Origin of the sequence: Pseudoalteromonas sp. P1-13-1a, assembly GCF_001401875.1 — a bacterium.
Lineage (GTDB): Bacteria > Pseudomonadota > Gammaproteobacteria > Enterobacterales > Alteromonadaceae > Pseudoalteromonas.
This window is the reverse complement of the sequence record NZ_LKDV01000043.1, coordinates 1-18,390: the sequence shown is the minus strand read 5'-3', so window position 1 is coordinate 18,390 and position 18,390 is coordinate 1. Positions and strand designations below refer to the sequence as shown.

At 41.7% G+C, this 18,390-nt stretch carries 12 protein-coding genes; 5 read left to right on the top strand and 7 right to left on the bottom strand.

Features of this window, described 5'->3' with window-relative positions; translation table 11 throughout:
* Positions 1-30 precede the first annotated feature (30 nt).
* Both AN391_RS18335 and AN391_RS18330 read right to left on the bottom strand, forming a co-directional pair.
* A complete protein-coding gene (locus AN391_RS18335) occupies positions 31-1,479 on the bottom strand; it encodes a dihydrolipoyl dehydrogenase (RefSeq protein ID WP_055016721.1) in 1,449 nt (482 codons plus the stop codon).
* Between the two features lie 81 nt (positions 1,480-1,560).
* Positions 1,561-2,289 (bottom strand): glutathione peroxidase, encoded by a 729-nt coding sequence (locus tag AN391_RS18330; protein ID WP_055016720.1) that lies wholly within the window; start codon positions 2,287-2,289, stop codon positions 1,561-1,563.
* A gap of 109 nt (positions 2,290-2,398) precedes the next feature.
* Between AN391_RS18330 and AN391_RS18325 the strand changes: the two genes are divergently transcribed.
* Positions 2,399-3,295: a LysR substrate-binding domain-containing protein gene (locus AN391_RS18325; RefSeq protein ID WP_200910102.1), complete on the top strand. Its 897-nt coding sequence runs from the start codon at positions 2,399-2,401 to the stop codon at positions 3,293-3,295.
* 252 nt (positions 3,296-3,547) lie between these two features.
* On the opposite strand, the gene AN391_RS18320 is transcribed toward AN391_RS18325, so the two are convergent.
* Positions 3,548-4,744, bottom strand: a complete 1,197-nt coding sequence (locus AN391_RS18320; protein WP_055016718.1) for a flagellar assembly protein FlgT — start codon at positions 4,742-4,744, stop codon at positions 3,548-3,550.
* Between the two features lie 143 nt (positions 4,745-4,887).
* On the opposite strand from AN391_RS18320, the gene AN391_RS18315 reads away from it, so the two are divergent.
* The 3 genes from AN391_RS18315 to AN391_RS18305 all read left to right on the top strand — a co-directional run bounded on the left by AN391_RS18315 (position 4,888) and on the right by AN391_RS18305 (position 8,366).
* A complete protein-coding gene (locus AN391_RS18315) occupies positions 4,888-5,343 on the top strand; it encodes an LPP20 family lipoprotein (protein ID WP_055016717.1) in 456 nt (151 codons plus the stop codon).
* Positions 5,344-5,796: 453 nt separating this feature from the next.
* A complete protein-coding gene (locus AN391_RS18310; RefSeq protein ID WP_235576501.1) occupies positions 5,797-6,408 on the top strand; it encodes a transglutaminase-like cysteine peptidase in 612 nt (203 codons plus the stop codon).
* A complete protein-coding gene (locus tag AN391_RS18305) occupies positions 6,408-8,366 on the top strand; it encodes a LapD/MoxY N-terminal periplasmic domain-containing protein (protein WP_055016715.1) in 1,959 nt (652 codons plus the stop codon). The genes AN391_RS18310 and AN391_RS18305 overlap by 1 nt, the downstream gene beginning before the upstream one ends.
* 81 nt (positions 8,367-8,447) lie before the next feature.
* On the opposite strand, the gene AN391_RS18300 is transcribed toward AN391_RS18305, so the two are convergent.
* Genes AN391_RS18300 through AN391_RS18285 form a run of 4 tightly spaced genes read right to left on the bottom strand, consistent with a single transcriptional unit; the run spans position 8,448 to position 14,630 of the window.
* A complete protein-coding gene (locus AN391_RS18300; RefSeq protein WP_055016714.1) occupies positions 8,448-9,035 on the bottom strand; it encodes a LuxR C-terminal-related transcriptional regulator in 588 nt (195 codons plus the stop codon).
* 23 nt (positions 9,036-9,058) lie between these two features.
* Complete coding sequence (locus tag AN391_RS18295; RefSeq protein ID WP_055016713.1) at positions 9,059-10,480, bottom strand: HlyD family type I secretion periplasmic adaptor subunit; 1,422 nt, start codon at positions 10,478-10,480, stop codon at positions 9,059-9,061.
* Positions 10,477-12,615, bottom strand: a complete 2,139-nt coding sequence (locus AN391_RS18290; protein WP_055016712.1) for a type I secretion system permease/ATPase — start codon at positions 12,613-12,615, stop codon at positions 10,477-10,479. Before AN391_RS18290 ends, AN391_RS18295 begins: the two co-directional genes overlap by 4 nt.
* A gap of 50 nt (positions 12,616-12,665) precedes the next feature.
* Positions 12,666-14,630: a TolC family outer membrane protein gene (locus AN391_RS18285; RefSeq protein WP_055016711.1), complete on the bottom strand. Its 1,965-nt coding sequence runs from the start codon at positions 14,628-14,630 to the stop codon at positions 12,666-12,668.
* Between the two features lie 224 nt (positions 14,631-14,854).
* On the opposite strand from AN391_RS18285, the gene AN391_RS18280 reads away from it, so the two are divergent.
* The coding region (locus tag AN391_RS18280; protein WP_161804112.1) for a retention module-containing protein at positions 14,855-18,390 on the top strand (3,536 nt) is incomplete at its 3' end.

Here is an 18,390-nt window from a genome sequence, read left to right as displayed (position 1 = left end):
GTATGTATTTGTTTTGTTGCTGTATAGGACTTAAGCGCCTGGTCCACATTCCATACAGCTGTTAATAATATCTGGACCAAATTTAAGTCTGGCATTTAAATCGCGAAGGGCAGTACGTAAACCTTCTTCAATTACTGGGTGGTAAAATGGCATGTCCAGCATTTCTGGTACGGTCATTTTGTTTTGCACAGCCCAAGCTAATAAATGAGCAAGGTGTTCGGCTTGTGGGCCAATAAATTCTGCACCTAAAAATAAGCCTGTGCCTTGTTCTGCGTAAACGCGCATGTGGCCTTTATTTTTAAGCATTACTCGGCTGCGGCCTTGGTTTTCAAAACTCACTTCGCCTACTTCAAAGCAACCACATTCACCTAAGCGCTCTGTAATTTGCGAATAACTTTCGCCAACCATTGCTATTTGCGGGTCACTAAATACGGCGGCAATTTTAGCGCGGCGAAGGCCAATGCGTACATCGGGGAAGCGCCCAGCATTTTGGCCGGCAATAGTGCCTTGATCAGATGCCTCGTGTAGCAGGGGGATCATGTTGCTGGCATCGCCCGCTATAAATATATTTGAGTTACCACATTGCATTGTGTGCGGGTCTGCGTGTGGTACGCCGCGCTCATCAAGCTCTATGCCAGTATTCTCTAACCCTAGTTTGTCTACGTTGGGTACTCGACCTGTGGCTGCAAGTACGTAGTCAAATTGCTCGGTGTGTTTAGCACCGTCTTTATCAGTGTATGTAAGCTGGGCTTTATCGCCAACTTGCATCATGTCAGATACGTTTGAGTCGGTATCTACAAAAAATTCTTCAGCAAAAACAGTGTTTGCATAGTCTTTTACGACTGGGTCGGTAAGTGGGCCAATCGCGCCGCCAACACCAAATAATTTTACGTTTACGCCTAAGCGGCTCAGTGCTTGGCCAATTTCTAGGCCTATTACACCTGGGCCAAATACGGCTACTGATTCTGGTAGGTCATCCCAGTCAAATACATCATCGTTAATAATTAGTTTGTCGCCAAAGTTATTAAACACGCCAGGGTATGATGGGCGCGAACCCGTAGCAATAACAAAACGTTTAGCGGTTATAATGATGTCATCGTCAATTTGTACGCGGTTGGCGTCTAAAAATTTAGCGTAACCCCGAATTTTATCTTCATCAGGTATGTCATCTACGGCTTCTACTACGAATCCTGCAAAGCGGTCTCGTTCGCTTTTAACACGTGCCATAACTGCTTTGCCGTCTATTCGTGGCTTTGAGCTATGTACACCAAATGCAGGTGCCATTTCAATTGAATGCGCGGCTTCGGCTGCGGCAATCAGTAATTTACTTGGCATACAACCAACGCGTGCACAGGTAGTACCGTAGGGACCTGATTCAATCATTAAAACGTTAGGGGTGAATTGTTTTGCGTTACGGTATGCGCTTAAGCCTGCAGTACCTGCACCTATAACAACAACATCGGTTTGCAATTCTTTCATAGTGGTATCCTTTATTATTTTCAATCTGAGCGATGAGATTGATATAGAGGGGCTTTTACGCCCCTGCTATTTTTTACTTAATTAAGCAAAGTATTTTTCTAACTCGTCTGAGCCGCCAATGTGTTGTCCACCAATAAATATTTGTGGAACGGTATCACGGCCAGTGATTGCTTTAAGGCTTGTTAATGTAGCGCCTGCACCCATAACAACTTCTTCAAATGCGTAGCCTTTTTCTGTTAGTAGCTCTTTTGCTTTTTTACAGAAAGGGCAACCAGGCTTAGAAAATACGGTAACTGGCTCTGGCTTGGTTTGTTTTGGGTTGATGTAGTCAAGCATTGTGTCTGCATCAGAAACTTCAAACGGGTCGCCTGGTAAATCTGGTTCAATGAACATTTTGTCGATAACGCCATCTTTCACTAGCATAGAGTATCTCCAGCTGCGCTTACCAAAGCCTAAGTCGTTTTTATCGACTAACATGCCCATACCGTCAGTAAATTCGCCGTTGCCATCAGGTAATAATGTGATGTTTTGCGCTTCTTGATGCTCTGCCCATGCGTTCATTACAAATGTATCGTTTACTGATACACATACAATTTCATCAACGCCATTTTGCTTAAGAACACCAGCTAACTCGTTGTAGCGTGGTAAGTGAGTTGATGAACAGGTTGGGGTAAACGCGCCCGGTAGTGAAAACACAACAACGGTTCTGCCTGTAAAAATTTCATCTGTAGTTACTGATTTCCATTCGTCGTTTTGACGTGTTGCAAATGTAACGCTTGGGATTGTTTGACCTTCAATATTCTTTAACATAGTTTGTTCCTCTTGATTTGTTGGAGCCATTATGGCGAGAATTTAAATATAGTTCCAATCGTTTGTTTGTATTAAACTAATAGGTGTAGCCTATCAGGTGGAGATGAATTTGAACTTAAAAGATTTAGAGTATGTAAAAGCAATAGCGCACCATAAGCATTTTCGCAAAGCGGCCGATGCGTGCTTTGTTAGCCAGCCTACATTAAGTGGGCAAGTAAAAAAGCTTGAGCAAGAGCTTGGTGTTGTTTTATTTGACCGCTCAACGAAGCAGGTTACATTAACAGCGCAAGGTGAACGTTTGTTGACACAAATAAACGTTATTTTAGAACAAACAGAAATCTTAAAAGAGCTGGCAGCTACTTCAAACGGGCCGCTGCAAGGTAAGCTAAGAATTGGCATTATTCCTACTATTGCACCGTATTTACTTAGCGCTTTACTAACCTCTATGAAAGCGGCGTTTAGCGATAGCCACTTTTCGTTTATAGAAATGCAAACAGCAACTATGTTAGAGGCGCTTGACAACGGCGAGCTCGACTTTGCAATTCTAGCTGACGTTCCAGAGCTTAAAAACTACCATACGGTTAATGTGTACAAAGAAGATTTTGTGGTTGCTGTTTCAACCGATAACCCGTTATCTAACCGTAAAAAAGTAGCGCTGAGCGACCTGCAAAGTTGTAGCCTATTAATGTTAAGTGATGGTCATTGCTTTAAAGATCAAGCCCAAAAGTTTTGTTTTGCTGCGGGGGTGGATGTGTCAAACCAATATCAGGGCAATAGTTTAGAAACCTTACTGGCGCTGGTGGCTATAAATGATGGGGTGACATTTGTACCTAGGCTTGCATGTACACCGCGTGTAGGGATTGATTATTTACCTATTTTTCCTAATCAGCAACGTAATGTGGTATTTGCTTGCAGAAAACATTATCCGCATTTAGCGGGCGTAGAGCAATTAGCGCAATGGTTAGCAGAGCACCCAAATTTAAAGCGAGCGCTCAGGGCGTGTTGACCTTTGTGGATTGAAATTTGTTCAATCTAGGGGCGATTAAATCGCGGCGTGAGGTTTGTAACCTAGTGGGCTAAGTAAAAAGCGAACAACAAGGAGTTAATCGTCCCTAAAAAGAACCCGTTGGGCAGCGCATGTTTGGTCTTTATGCTACGTTATCGCCTATTTATGGGGAATAACCACACTTCATAGGCTCTGCCTTGCCTAAAAACCAAACACACGGCTGCAAATTAAATCACCAAAGGTTAACACGCCCTATTTACCGTCTTGGCTTACAATTTCTACCACGTCGTTTATTTGTACCCCAGGTAGTGGTTTATCGTTAAGGCTTACAGCAATGGCACTTTGTTTATAAAGCTGCTCAACCATAATGGTGTTAAGCGTGGTAATGGTATGCGGCATGGTATTGCCTTGTGCATCGGTTAAGTAGTTATGGTGCGCAATGCTTAATAGTTGGCCTTTTTTAAGGCCATGATCTTTGCCTAGGTTTATCACTAATTTATTGTTTTCCATGTGCATTATTTTTCCCTTAGTAGGAAAACACGCCATGGCTGCCTGTATATCGTAACTGGCCGTTTGATTTATATCATTAATACTTTGCCCAAAAGGTGATTGCCAAAACCTATCACTATTTACATCAACTATGGCTGTTTTTTCGAATGGCCATACCGCTTGGGTATGATAGCTGTTTTGCCATAATTGCTCGTACGTAGTGCCATCAAACAACATAAACTCAATAGCATAGCTGCGCTGGTAGGTTTCGTCTTGCCAAAAGGCGTAGTCGTTATTGAGTTTATCGCTTGGCGCTAAATTGGTTATTTGGCTTAATAAAACATATTGCGCGTTGCTTCTGGCTGAAAGCTCTTCTAGTTGTGCATTTGAATAGTCGTGTTGCTGATTAAAGTAATTATCTACATTAATGGCTTTGTTGTAGTAAGCAACGGGTAGGGCGCTCATTTTTGTGCTTTGCAAAGCACTAAATAACTTTTTACTAATGGCTTTATTTACGTCAAATATTTGACCCATTAAGGCGTGCTCTCGATGAACAAGCTGGCTTTGGGTTACAGCAACAAATTTATTAAAGTTACTTTGTGGGCATTGCTCTGTTTGAGCAAATACATCAAGCCTAAGGGTAATGGCAAACTGCTCGTTTTGGCGTTGCTCGCTCACCAGCTCTATTTTTTGGATTTCGCCGTGGCTACTAATTTTAAGTTGATCTTGCGTCAATACGCCGTCTACCAAGGTTTGCACTGAGCTAACCCGTGCGCCAGAAAATACTAATGCCTGTGTAATTGCATCTTTTATCGCGGCTGATTTAGCGCTGCTAATGTCGCCATTTTGTATTTGTGCATGGCCGGTAGATTCAAACCATTGTGCGTAAGTACTGGCAGAAAACGTTAATAAAGCAGCACTAGTGACACCTACAAATAGTGACGATAAAAACGTGTTCATACTGGTACTCCACATCAAATTAGTTAATTACGCTTTAGCTAAGCAAGGAGTGCACCAATATTAATACTCTATGTGAGCTTGTAGGCAATTAATGGCATTAAACCTGCATTTATTTTTGTAATTAGTTTAAAGGGTGCAAATAAATGCGTGCAATTATATTACTTACTTTAGCAAGCCTTGGCCTTGCCGGCTGTAGCAATGTGTTTGATAAACATGTTGAGTACACATATGTAGAGCCAAATAATTATCCCATTCTTAAAGCGGTGGGTTATGCACCTATTAGCTTGCAGCAAGGCGCTAATAAATCACAAAAGCAATTAATGGCAATTAAAGCCTCTAAGCTTGAGGCATACCGCGAACTGACTGAACAAGTTTATGGGCAAAAAATCACAGCGGGCACGTCTGTAGCAGGTGCAATTGCTCAAAACGATTACATGGAAAGTAAAGTACAGGGCATAATTAAAGGGGCACAAATAATTAAAACCTACTCAGTTGACGATGTGTACGTGACGGAGCTTGAGCTAAACATGAAGCGCGTGCATGACTTATACATAGGCGAAATTAAGCCGCGTGAAGTTAAAAAAGTGACCTACTATTAGGTAATTGACCACTACTTTAAGTTATAAAGCGATACCAAGTTGCTAACTCAGTAGCTGGCTTAGCGTTAACCGTGTGGAATATACGCATAACTTTACTATTTGCGGGAAAGTTTAACGCGTTTTTTTGTAAATCTTTGATTTAATAAATCAACTATAAACGCTACGACGAATAATTACGTGAGTTAATGTATTGAGCAAAACTTATATTGTCTCGCTAAAATTTAAATCTCATAAAAAAACACATACAAAATATCTCATCCTTTTATATTGAGTGCTATGCTGTTGTTACGAATAATATTTGAACAAGTAGTGTAGCGTTTGGTGTATGTTTTTAATTTTTCTTTTGCTGGGTTGTGAATGACACTTAGGCCCACTTTTTCCTGCAATAAATTATTTTTTTGGTGCAAAAGCAATTTGCGCTATCTACTGCTATTTTTTTTACTCTCAAGCGGCGTGTTTGCGAGTCGTTTAACTATTCAATTTAATACCTTTATAGAATTAATGGGGCAAAAGTATGGCCCTGCACGAGTGACTGTTGCACGCAATTGGCAAAGAATGTTGGTACAAACACAAAATAAACCAGAACAACAGCAAATACTTATAGTAAACAACTTTTTTGCTCGTAATCTGCGTTACCAAACCGATATACAACTTTGGAAGCAAAATGACTATTGGGCTACGCCATTAGAAACGCTTGGGCGTGGCTTAGGCGATTGCGAAGATTATGCCATTGCAAAATATATTAGCTTACGTGCCTTAGGTGTGAGCGACGACAAACTTAGGCTTATATACGTAAAAGCGAAGCTTGCCGGTACAAACAAAACACAAGCACACATGGTGTTAGGTTACTTTGCTACGCCTAATGCTCAGCCGCTTATTTTAGATAGTTTAATAACAAAAGTGCTACCTGCTGCAAAGCGTGTTGATTTAAGCCCTGTATTTAGTTTTAACAGCCAAGGTTTATGGGCAAATAACTCGACGAAAAGTGTAGCCAGCCCAACAGCAAGGCTATCGCGCTGGCGTAAAATTTTGGAGCAGACATCACAAGAAGGGGTTATGTGGTAATGGCGTCATTTTCTTTATTTAAGTTTTTCAAAAAAAGAAAAATCACTCTTAGGCAAGAGCTGTGGATCGCCTTGCTGGTGGTGATTTTTGTGGGCTTTATAAGTAGTGTGTTAATAAGTACTAACTCAGCTAAAAACTACTTCTCTACTCAACTGTATTTAAAAAATGTTGATAATGCTAGCTCCTTAGCGTTGATGATCAGCCAGCTTGAAAAAGACCCTGTAGAGCTTGAGCTTTTAGTGTCAGCCACGTTTGATACCGGTCACTACAAACGTATAGAGCTGCAAGACCCTAATGGTGAGGTTATTGTAAAGCGCGTATTTACTGATACGTTGGAAAATACTGCACCGGCTTGGTTTAGGGCGATATATGGTCTTAATGTACAACCAGGTGTTGGGCAAGTTAATAACGGTTGGCAGCAATTTGGTACTTTGTTTGTTGAAAGCCACAGCCAATATGCTGAGCAAGCACTGTGGGAAAGCGCGCTTAAATTGTTTTTTAGTTTTTTAGTGGTTGCTTTTTTTGCCTGTGCAATAAGTGCGTATTTACTACGCAAAATTTTAACGCCACTTGATGATGTGGTGTATCAAGCTAATGCCTTTGGCGATAAGCGCTTTATTAAATCAAAAGTGCCAAAAACCTTTGAATTTGCACGCCTTGTGCAGTCGATGAATTTATTATCTACCCGCTTTAGCCGCATAATAAAAGAAGACAATAAACGCTTAGAAGAACTGCGATTTAAAGCGCAGCACGATGAGCTTACAGGGCTTGCCAACCGAGAATATTTTAGTGCCACATTAGAAGCCCATTTACAAAAAGTGAAAGATCATGCCCATGGTGCTTTGTTTTTATTTAGGGTCGTTAATCTAGATGAAATAAGTGAATCGGTGAGCCGTGTAGAAATGGTTAACTTTTTACGCCGTTTTTCTCAGGTGCTTACGCAGTTTTTAGAATCTAATCAGGCACACTTTTCAGAGAACTATATTGCCCGTATATCGCATACCGATTTTACCGTGTTGTTTAGTGATACTGACGATATACAGGCGCTTAGCGAGCAAATAACCGTACTACATAAATCGATTGTTGATGAATACAAAAACATTGATTTGGCTATTGTACATAGCTGTACCTACATAGAAAAAAACGACACACGCTTTGATTTATTACGCCGCGTAGATGGTTTATTAAAAACAGCAGGTAACAAACCTGGGGTGCAAGCAAAAGTCATTGATAATAAACAAAAGAGTGAAATTTTTGATGATTCTACTGGCTGGAAAAAGGCTATTGAAGACGCACTTGAGCAAAAAACTATTCAGTTAAATTGTTTAGAAATTATGGGCTTTAATGACACTTTGTTGCAGCATCAACTTAGCTTAAGTTTAGAGTTTGGCGGCCAACATTATAAATCTAGCTATTACTATCAATGGGCTAACCGCTTAAACCTATTAGCGCGTTTGGATTGGAGCTTAATTAAGCAAATTGTTAAACAGTATGGTGAAGCGCCGCCTAATGAATTAATTGCTGTAGAACTTTCGGCGCAAACATTAATGGATGATACCGCGCTTGCTTCGGTATTAACCTATGTGTCTGCCTTTCCTGATTTGGCAAAAAATATATGTTTTGATATACGCGAAAACATTGTCGTAAACGAAAAAGATATATTTAAGGAATTTTGCGAGCAGGTGCGCTGTATGGGCGCCAAAGTAGCGCTAAAACGTGTGGGGCCTGAGTTTACTAAGATTAAGAACATTCAAGAGTTTGGTTTAGAAATGCTTAAAATAGACAGCATTTACGCGCATAACATTAGTTACAGCCAAGACAACCAAACCTTCTTACGTGGTGTGTGTACGTTGGCTCACTCAATTGGTATTAAGGTCGTAGCGCAGGGCGTAACAAGCCAAGACGATATTGATACCTTAGTGAACCTGGGTTTTGATGGTGTGATTAAAGAGTCGTAAAGCGACTCTTTAATCATAAAAGAGGGGTGAATATTGGTAACAAATAATTAAATACTAAAAGTATTAACCTATCTGCCGTGTTCAGTTACCTTTTACCGCTAACATAAGCTGTATTCGGTCGCGTACTTTTAGCTTAGTGAAAATTGAACTCATATGTTCTTTAATTGTGCGCTCTGTAATATTAAGTGCCTCAGCGGCTTGTTTATTGGTGGCCCCTGTTATAACTATATCAACCACTTGGCGCTCGCGTTTAGTTAAGCTTTGGATATCGCACGCATGGGTGTAATTTATTTGCTGCTGGCTTAGTGCCCCAACAATATTAGACAGCAGTTGCCCAGGTAACCACAGGCCGCCTGAGCATATAGTTTCAAGCACTTGTTGCAATATTACTTTAGATGCAAGTGCTTCTACATAGCCTCTTGCTCCGGCTTGCAGGGCTGCTCTAAGCTCCTCTATTTCTAAGTTTGTGGTCATTACAATAACCGGTAAGCGTTTTTGTGCGTATTTTTTTACTAGTTCAAGCCATCCCGAAGTGCCCGCCAAAATCCATATAATACTCGAGGTATTAATTTGCTTTGGTTCTTTGGTGCATATTACACAACCTGCAAACGCACTTCGCCAGTGGCTTGATTCTAGTTCTGGTTGTGTAATAAATATACTTTGACGCATTCATTTACTCCAATAAATTCAGTTTAGCGTTCAGTCATTGCTTGCGATGTAGCTCTGAGTACGGGCTTAAGTAAATATTCCAAGACGGTTTTTTTACCAGTGATAATATCCACTTGTGTGGTCATCCCTGGAATTATAGTCAACTCTTCTGAAAAGTTATTTTTAGTGGTTTTTAATTGCACTAAATAAAACGTATTTTCTCTATCGTCGGTAATTGTATCTGCACTTATATGCAGAACCTCGGCTTCTAGTCCGCCATATACAGCGAAATCGTAGGCGCTAAATTTAATCATAGCGGGCTGCCCTGGGCGTAAAAAGGCTATATCTTTTGGCGGTATTTTTGCCTCAACAATAAGTTGATCGTCCAAAGGAACTATTTCTAAAACGTCGCTGCCGGGTTGTAAAATGCCCCCTACGGTATTAACCAATAAACGTTGTACCGTGCCTTTAACAGGCGATTTAATTTCAGTTTGAGCTACTTTGTCGGCAAGCCCTGATTCGGTTTCTTTTATTGACTCTAAACGCAGCAGTGCCTCTGAAAGCTCGTTGTTCCAGCGGTTGATCATTGCCAGCTCAACTTCGGTAACTTTGTTTTTAGCTTCGTTGATAGCCGATAAGCTGCGGTTGATAACGGCTTTAGTGCGGTTAATTTCGCCATTTAAATCAACTATTTCACGCTCTAACCTAATGATGTCTATATCAGACACTGCGCCTGTTTTTAGCAATGGACGGGTCACTTGCAGCTCTCTGTTAGTTAGCCTTAAAGCGCTTGTATGCTGTTGCAAAGCAGCTTTTGCCTCAATATGATCTTGTCTGCGTTGTTCAAGCTGGCGTTTATGAATTGCCACTTGTTGCTCTAGTTCTTGGCGGTTGCTTAAATATATTGAGCGCTCATGCGCGACCGCCTCGGGAACCTGCTTAACCAGCTCATCAGGAAAAACAAGCTCTTCTTTTCTGGTAAGTGCCTGTAATCTGGCTACTTTAGCGGTGAGTGATTGCACTTTAGATTGGTTTTCTCTAAAGCTTGAAATAAACCGCGTGGGGTCAATTTTTATTAATACGTCACCTTCTTCAACAATTTGTCCTTCTCTAATATTTATTTTTTCTACCATGCCGCCATCGTAAGATTGCACTAGCTGTAATTTATTTGATGGGATAACGCGGCCTTCACCACGGGCTACCTCATCAAGGGGTGCAAAGCCTGCCCAAACTGTAAGCAAAATAAATGCAATGCAAATGAGATATAATAAAAAACGTGCGCTGGCAGGCTCTTGCTGCATTTTTTCCCATTGTGCATCGACCACCCAATCTTGCGATTCAGGAGGCGAAAGCCAACCTTTAAATAAGCGATTGAAGATTGATGGCTTACCTTTTTTACGGGCTTCTATGGCTTTACTTACCGATTCAAAAGAGCGCTGCTCTAGTGGCTTTTTATTGTCACTCATGATGCTTGCTCCACGGTTTGATTATTTAGTGCCGCGATGACTGTTTGTTTAGGTCCATCGGCAACTATTTTTCCGTTATCGAGTACGATGATGCGATCAACTAGTGTAAGTAAAGATGATCGGTGAGTGACTACAATTAAAGTTTTATCTTGAGTGGCGGTTTTTAAGTTTTGAATAATTTTATTTTCACTATTGTGATCAAGCGATGAGGTAGGCTCATCTAACAGCATTATAGGCGGGTCATTTATTAGAGCACGCGCTATACCTATAGCTTGTTTTTGGCCGCCAGATAGCAGGCGACCTTGCTCACCAACTTGCAGGTCAAACCCATCTGGGTGAGAGTTTATTAACTCGAATAACTGGCTTTTTTCGCATGCACTAATAATTTGTTCATCTTTAGCGTGCCACGCACTAATAGTGAGGTTGTCTTTTAAGCTACCAAAAAACAGCGCTATATTTTGTGGCACATACCCTATGTTATGGCGAAGTTCTGCGGGGTCTATTTGTTGTATATTATTGTTATCAACCATTACGGAGCCTGCGGTTGGGTCGTAAAGGCCTAGAATAAGTTTTTCGAGGGTGCTTTTACCCGAGCCATTGCGCCCCAAAATAGCGACTTTTTCGCCTGCTTTAATTTTAAAACTAATATTACTAAGTGCTTCGCCTGCGTCGTCTTCATATTTAAAACATACGTCTTTAAATTCTATGTCTCCGTTTAATACAGGATGGCTTAACCAATGTTTATTTGGCGGGCGCTCAACGTCTTTTTCCATTATTTCGTTAAGTGATTGCATAGCGATGGCGGCATGATGATATTGCGCAAGTACGGCGGCACATTGACCAAGTGGCCCCATTGCCCGCGATGAAAGTAAGTAAGCGGCGATTAACCCCCCTTGAGTGAGCTCGCCCTCTATAACGAGATGAACACCTATGATCATAATGATCACGCCAACGCATTGCTGTATCCATGCTGCACTATTGGAGATTGAACTTGAGATTAAGCGACTTTGTGCATTAACCTGAGCAATATAAATAGTCGACTTTTCCCATGTCGATTGGGTTTTACATTCACTGTGAAAACTTTTTACATCTTCAATATTGGTTAAGCTTTCTACAAGTATAGAGTTGCGCATTGAGCTTGCTTTCATGGTTTGCTCTGAAAGCGCTTCTAGTTTTCTATGTGCCGCTATACCATAACTTAAAAGTATTAGGGCACCTGCAATAATGGGTAAGCTTAGTGGTACACCTATTATTGCAATAACAATGAGGTATATTGCAACAAAGGGTAAATCAACCAGCGCAACCAAGGTTATTGAGCTAAAAAAGTTACGTACGGCTTCAAACGATTGTATGTTACTAGCAAATGACCCAGCTGATGAAGGCCTATTTTTAAGCTTCATACCTAGTACACGCTCCATAATAACTGCCGACACTTTTACATCAATACGACTTGCCGCAAGCTCAACAAAGTAGCTACGCACTAAGCGCAATACAAAGTCGGCGGTCAGCGCTATTAAAATACCTATGGCTAAAACCCAAAGGGTTTCGGTAGCGTGATTAGGGACTACCCGGTCATATACATTCATTACGAATAAGGGCATGGCAACAGAGAGGACGCCTAATGCAATCGCCGATATAATGACGTCTTTGTACAATGAACGGCATTCTTTTATGACGCCCCAAAACCACCCGTCTTTAGAGAGCTTTTCGAGCACTGGCGAGCGTTCATCAAACATAAACTCTGGGTGAGTATAAATAATTAAACCTGTTGATTTTTCAATTAACTGATCAAGGCTTTCTTCTACAACAGACTCAGTTAGCTCAGGATAAATAACCTGCGCTGTATTGTTTTTGTGATCAATAGCGGTTACTACACAGGCTTGATTATTATTTAAAATAATAATGGCAGGTAGTAAAGCTGTATTAATCTGGTTGAGAGGTTTGTTTACTACTTTTGATTTAAAGCCCACGCGTTTTGCTGCGCGAGCAAACCCTGAAGGTGTTAAATTTCCATCTGTTAATGGGAGGCCGTTTAATAGGGCCTCCCTCGAAAAATCTTTATCATGAAAGCGGCACAATACTGCTAGGCAATCAACGAGTGCGCCACCATGATCAAGTACATCATTTAATTCCATATACCATCCAATGTTATGTAAAACATTTTAAATTTGTTTTTTGGTACCCCTTAACTATCGGTAATCACCGCCTCGATACGGCGGTTTGCCGCATTAGCACGCACTGAAATTTCATTAATGCGAGGCTGGTCAATACCATAACCAAACGATTTAACACGATTAGGTGCTATACCAAATTGCTCAATAAGTAATCGTGCAACGGCAAATGCGCGTTGCTCAGAAAGTTTACGGTTGTATTTTTTATCACCGTCTAATGAGGCATGGCCTTGGATTTCTACTTTTTTATCTGGGTTATTTTTTAAAAACTCAGCAAGCTTTTCTACCTCCTGCATGTACTCTGAGCGCACTTGGCTAGAGTCAGCTGAAAAGGGAATACCTATTTCGACAGAATCAGTTGTTTGGTCATATAAAGTACACCCAGATAAATCTACATTTGTTCCCGCTGGTGTGCTTGGACAAGTGTCTTGCTCATTAGGAACGCCATCATTATCGTCATCTGCAAAACTAGGGGTTTCTGCGGGTATCTCTAAATATCTAGGCATCGCTGTAACGCTCATGTAGGCGTTATCCTGCTCGGCTTTCTTTTGTAAAAAAGCTTTGCGTTTAAACGTAGCAGCTACATCGTAACTAGGGCATATATTTTGTGCGTTATGCACAATTGGATCGTCTGTTAACTCTGTTAATGTTGGGTACTTGTCAGACATAACATTTAGCGCAGGTAGTAGTTTACCCATCTCGTTAAGCATAGTTAAAATGGCTGTTTGTCTATCGTATTGAGCAACGATATAAGAGCGGTTAGATTGAAACGCTTCATTTTCTGCGTCAAGTACGTCAAGTAAGGTGCGCTGGCCAATATCAAATTGGTCTCGATAAGCTATTTTTACTCTGTTTGAAGAATTTTTATAGCTTTCTAGTGTAGGTAGCTTTTGCTCTATATTGCTCACATTATGATAGGCAATTTGTAGGCTTTGACGAATATCAACACAAGCTTGATCGCGTTGATACTTGGCAATATTTACATCTTGGTATGCTTGTTCAAGGTTGGCGCTATCTAGGCCACCGTTATACAAGTTATAGGTTATGTCTATACCAACACGGGCTTCGGTTCTGGTCTCGTTTAGGCCTAGCTCATCCCTGTCTTGTGTACCGTAACGGGCTGATAGGTCTACGTTTGGATGAAAGGCTGCCTTTTGTGCTCGGGCATTGGCTTCTTGTGCCTCTATATTATAAAGCGATGCGTAAAAGGCAGGGCTATTTTTGTAGGCTATATCAAGTGCCTGATTAATAGAGATGGGCACATTTTGCTCATCTAACTTAGCTTGTTTTATATCGTTTACGGGCAGCTCGCCAACCACTCTTAAATAACGTGCTGTTACATCGTGCAGGTTAGCGTACTCGGTTAATACATTAGATTGTGCTAGCGATAAGCGCCCACTAATTTGCTCTAAATCAGCTGCTCGGGCAACACCAGCTCCTACACTTTGTTCAATTTGTTGGTATACAGACTCGTGTTCTTGCAGGTTTTCTTCAGCGAGCGTCACAAGCTCTTTAAATTTTTGTACGTCTAAAAATGCAATAGATGCATCTAACGCTGTTTGCTCTGTTTGTGAGAGTAATTCAAAATACCGAATGAGCTGAATACGCTCAAACCTTTCAACGGTGTTAGATGTTCTAAATCCGTCGTAAAGCATTTGAGTAACGCTTAGTTCTGCTGTGTTGCGGTTGTATTCGTCTTCAGTACCGTAGTTTCGGCGTTCATAGCCTGCGCTGGCAGAAACGTCAACGCTGGGCAAGTAGCCCGAGCGTGCTGCATCTACGCCATAAATTGATGACTTAAATGTGTGCCACGCTTGCTGTACCTCTGGATTATTTTCAATTGCTTTACTGGTAACGTATGTAAGGGGTGCTACGGAGCTGTCATCGGCGTGCACTATATTCGTTGCGCCAAGCGCACTTAGCGTTAAGCCTATAAGCAGCTTTCCTTTTTGCTTTAGTAAAGTATTTTTTGTAATCATTTCTTCCTCTTAGGGGTTACTTAGGCCATCAATACCTACCCTATGGTTTAGTCAATAAATGCATATTTCGCAAATAATCGTTTCGGCTAGCATAAAAATTATTATCTACCACTTTTTTATTTTTAATATTTTTTAAAAACTGTACTTGAGTACAGTACCTAATACGTTTTGCTGTTCTACATTTTAATTAATAGTTTTTAATTCTTATGTTTGAGGTAAGTGAAATGGAATCTAATCAATTATTAGTAATAGACTTAAAAGGGTCTGCTGGTGTTGTTTTAGAAGATGGCACAATTAAGCCACTTGAAGTGGGCGATACTATTACTGTTGGTGATTTGGTGGTTACCGCCGATAATTCATCGCTAACCATTGATGTGCAAGGAGAAACCCTGTCCATTCCTGCTAATCAAAACGTAAAAATTACCCCTGATTTATTAGCCCAAGAAACCCGCGATAGCAGCGAAACTACCGTGTTTGACGAAAGCTTAGATGCGGCTATTGCAAGCTTAGAACAAAATGATAATAACGAGGGGCAAACGGCGGCTAACTCTGATGTGACTGATTTTTTAGATGCGTTAGAGGGTGATGGCGATATTCTCGATAATTTAGAAGCAACGGCCGCAGGTGGTGCTGGTGGCGCGGGCTCGGGTGGAGGAAGCTCATTTGTTCAGCTGACGCGTATTTCTGAGGGAGTTAATCCTAACAGTGTCGCGTTTGATTCAAGCTTTGATCCTAATTCTACAGAGGCGGTAAATATCAGAGATACCACTGATGGGGTTGTACCTGATGATACTGCATCAATATCATTAAATGAGGTGGGGTTAACAAACTCTTCTCAGCCGACCATTAGCGGTACTAGTGAAAATTTAGTGGGTGAAACTGTCAACATTACTGTGACAGATGAAAATGGTAACTCCCAAGTAGTAAGCGCAGTTATTGGCCCTGACGGCACGTTTGAAATTACATTACCTAACCCTATAGCTGATGGGCCTGTTAGCGTTGTTGTAGAGGCAACAGACCCTGATGGTAATGCGTTTAACGATGCTATTTCTATTGAAATAGATACCACCGCCCCAGTCATTAATATTGATCCTGTTGCAGACTCTGCATCTCAAACTGTGACGGTTACGGGGTCAGTAGCGGGTCTGAATACCGGCGATAACGTTTCGGTAACTCTTACTGATAGCACTGGGACACAACAAACGATTGTTACTCAAATTGATGCACAAGGTAACTGGAGTATTACAACTACATCGCCTTTAGCGGAAGGGGAGTTTAATGTTAACGCTGTGGCTGTTGATGCTGCTGGAAACCAGGCAATTGATCAAGCCGTTGCGAGTGTAGATTTAACTGCGCCAGAAATTACAGTTACAGTAGCGGACGAAACTAATAATGCGACTCCGCCATTAACGGGTACTACAACGGGTGTACCGCAGGGAACTGAAGTAACAATAACAGTGACCGATAGTACAGGTGAAGTACAGCTTTTAACAGCTATTACCAATGAAGATGGTAGCTGGTCTGTAGATGTCGGTGTGGCATTACCTGAGGGTAACTTTACTGTTGATGCGCAAGTGAGTGATAGCGTTGGTAACCAAGCACTTGCTAGTGATGCCGGTACTATAGACTTAACAGCGCCCATCGTGGAAATTGACGCAATTGCCGATACACAAGACACAACCCCTGTTATTACAGGTTCTGCGCAGGATGTGCCGGCAGGCTCTGTGATTAGCGTAGTTATTACCGATATTAATGGCCAAACTCAAACGCTGTTAACGCAAACAAATGATGACGGCAGCTGGTCTGTAAGTGTTTCTACCCCTTTAGCGCAAGGTGAGTTTGAAGTTAATGCAACCGTAACTGACACTGCGGGTAATGAAGCACAAGCTGTAGAGCAAGGGCTAGTTGACTTAACTAGCCCTGAGATAACAGTTACAGCTATTGCAGACACTAATGATACAACGCCTACTTTTGTAGGACGTGTTGAAGGAGCACCAGAGGGCTCTGTAATTACGGTTTTAGTAACCGATAGCGATGGTAATGTACAAACCTTAACAACCACGCTTGAGGCTGATGGCACGTGGAGTGTTGAATCGCCTAACGCTATTCCTGGCGGAGATTTTAATGTTACCGCAACAGTGAGTGACCCTGCAGGTAATGAAGCATCAGCACAAACAAGTGGTGAAGTTACATTTGCCCCTATTTCTATTCAAATTGATTCTATTGCCGATACAAACGATACCACGCCATTTTTAAGTGGTAATACTGGTAACGTGCCTGCTGGTACCACTATAACCCTAACTATTACTGCAAGTGATGGCAGTACGTTTAACCTTTTAGCCGTCACTCAAGAGGATGGTTCTTGGAGCGCTCAAGTTACTGAACCTCTGCCTGAAGGGGATTTTACTGTCGTTGCAGCTGTTATAGACGATGCGGGCAATGAGGCACAAGCAAGTACGGTTGGTAATGTAGATTTGACCGTAAGTATTAATTTTATTATTGATACAAATGATACTACGCCAACAATTAGCGGTACTACGCAAGATGTTGATGCAGGGGCGGTGGTTACAGTGACCTTTACAGGCAGTGACGGCGCAACAGAAACGGTGCAAGTTACAACAAATGCTGATGGTACATGGTCAATCGAAGCAACCGATGAGTTGGTAGAAGGTCAATTTACGGTGGTTGCAACAGTAACCGATGCAGCTGGCAACACAGCCTCAGCTACTGAAGTAGGTGAAATTGATTTAACTGATCCGGCAATTACTATTAACCCAATTGCAGACACCAATGATACAACACCGAGTGTTACAGGTAGCGTAGTAGATGTTCCTCAAGGTACTGAGGTCACTTTATTAATAACCGATAGTGACGGAAATCAGCAAACGATTACTGCAGTAACTAATGCGGATGGAAGCTATAGCGCCGATATACTTAATGAGCTTAGCGAAGGTGACTTTACAGTTACTGCTAGTGTAAGTGACGAAGCTGGTAATAGCAGTACAGCAACGGTTACTGGCACCATAGATCTAACCGCACCTACCGTAACTATAGCTAATATTGATGATACAAACGATACAACGCCTACTATAAGCGGCTCTACACAAGGTTTAGCAGCGGGTAGTGTGGTTACTGTGATTGTTACAGATAGTGCAGGGACTGAGCAGCAATTTATAACGGCTATAAATGGTGATGGCACATGGAGTATAGATGTCCCACAAGCATTAGCTGAGGGTGAGTTTAGTGTGGTGGCAAATGTAAGTGATAGTGCAGGTAATAGTGCGCAAGACTCACAAACGGGCACTATAGATTTAACTGCACCTACTATCAGTGTAAATGATTTTACTGACTCTAGCGATTCAACCCCTGTATTTAGTGGTACCACAACGGATGTTGAGCCTGGTAGCTCGATCACTGTATTAGTAACAGACTCAAATGGTGACTCGCAAACCCTGATAGCAGTCGTTGTAGAGGATGGATCTTGGCAAGTAGGAGCTACAGCCCCTATAGCTGAGGGAGAGTTCACAATAACGGCAACAGCCATAGATGCAGCGGGTAATGAAGCCTCAGCTACAACCACTGGCGTTATAGATACCACGGCACCAACCTTATCGGTAAACCCAGTGGGTGACACTAATGACACCACACCGACTATTTCAGGTACAGTAACCGGCGAGCCAGAGGGCACGGTTGTTACAATCACCGTAACGGATGAAGCGGGTAACCCACAAACCATTACGACCGAAGTGCAAGCCGATGG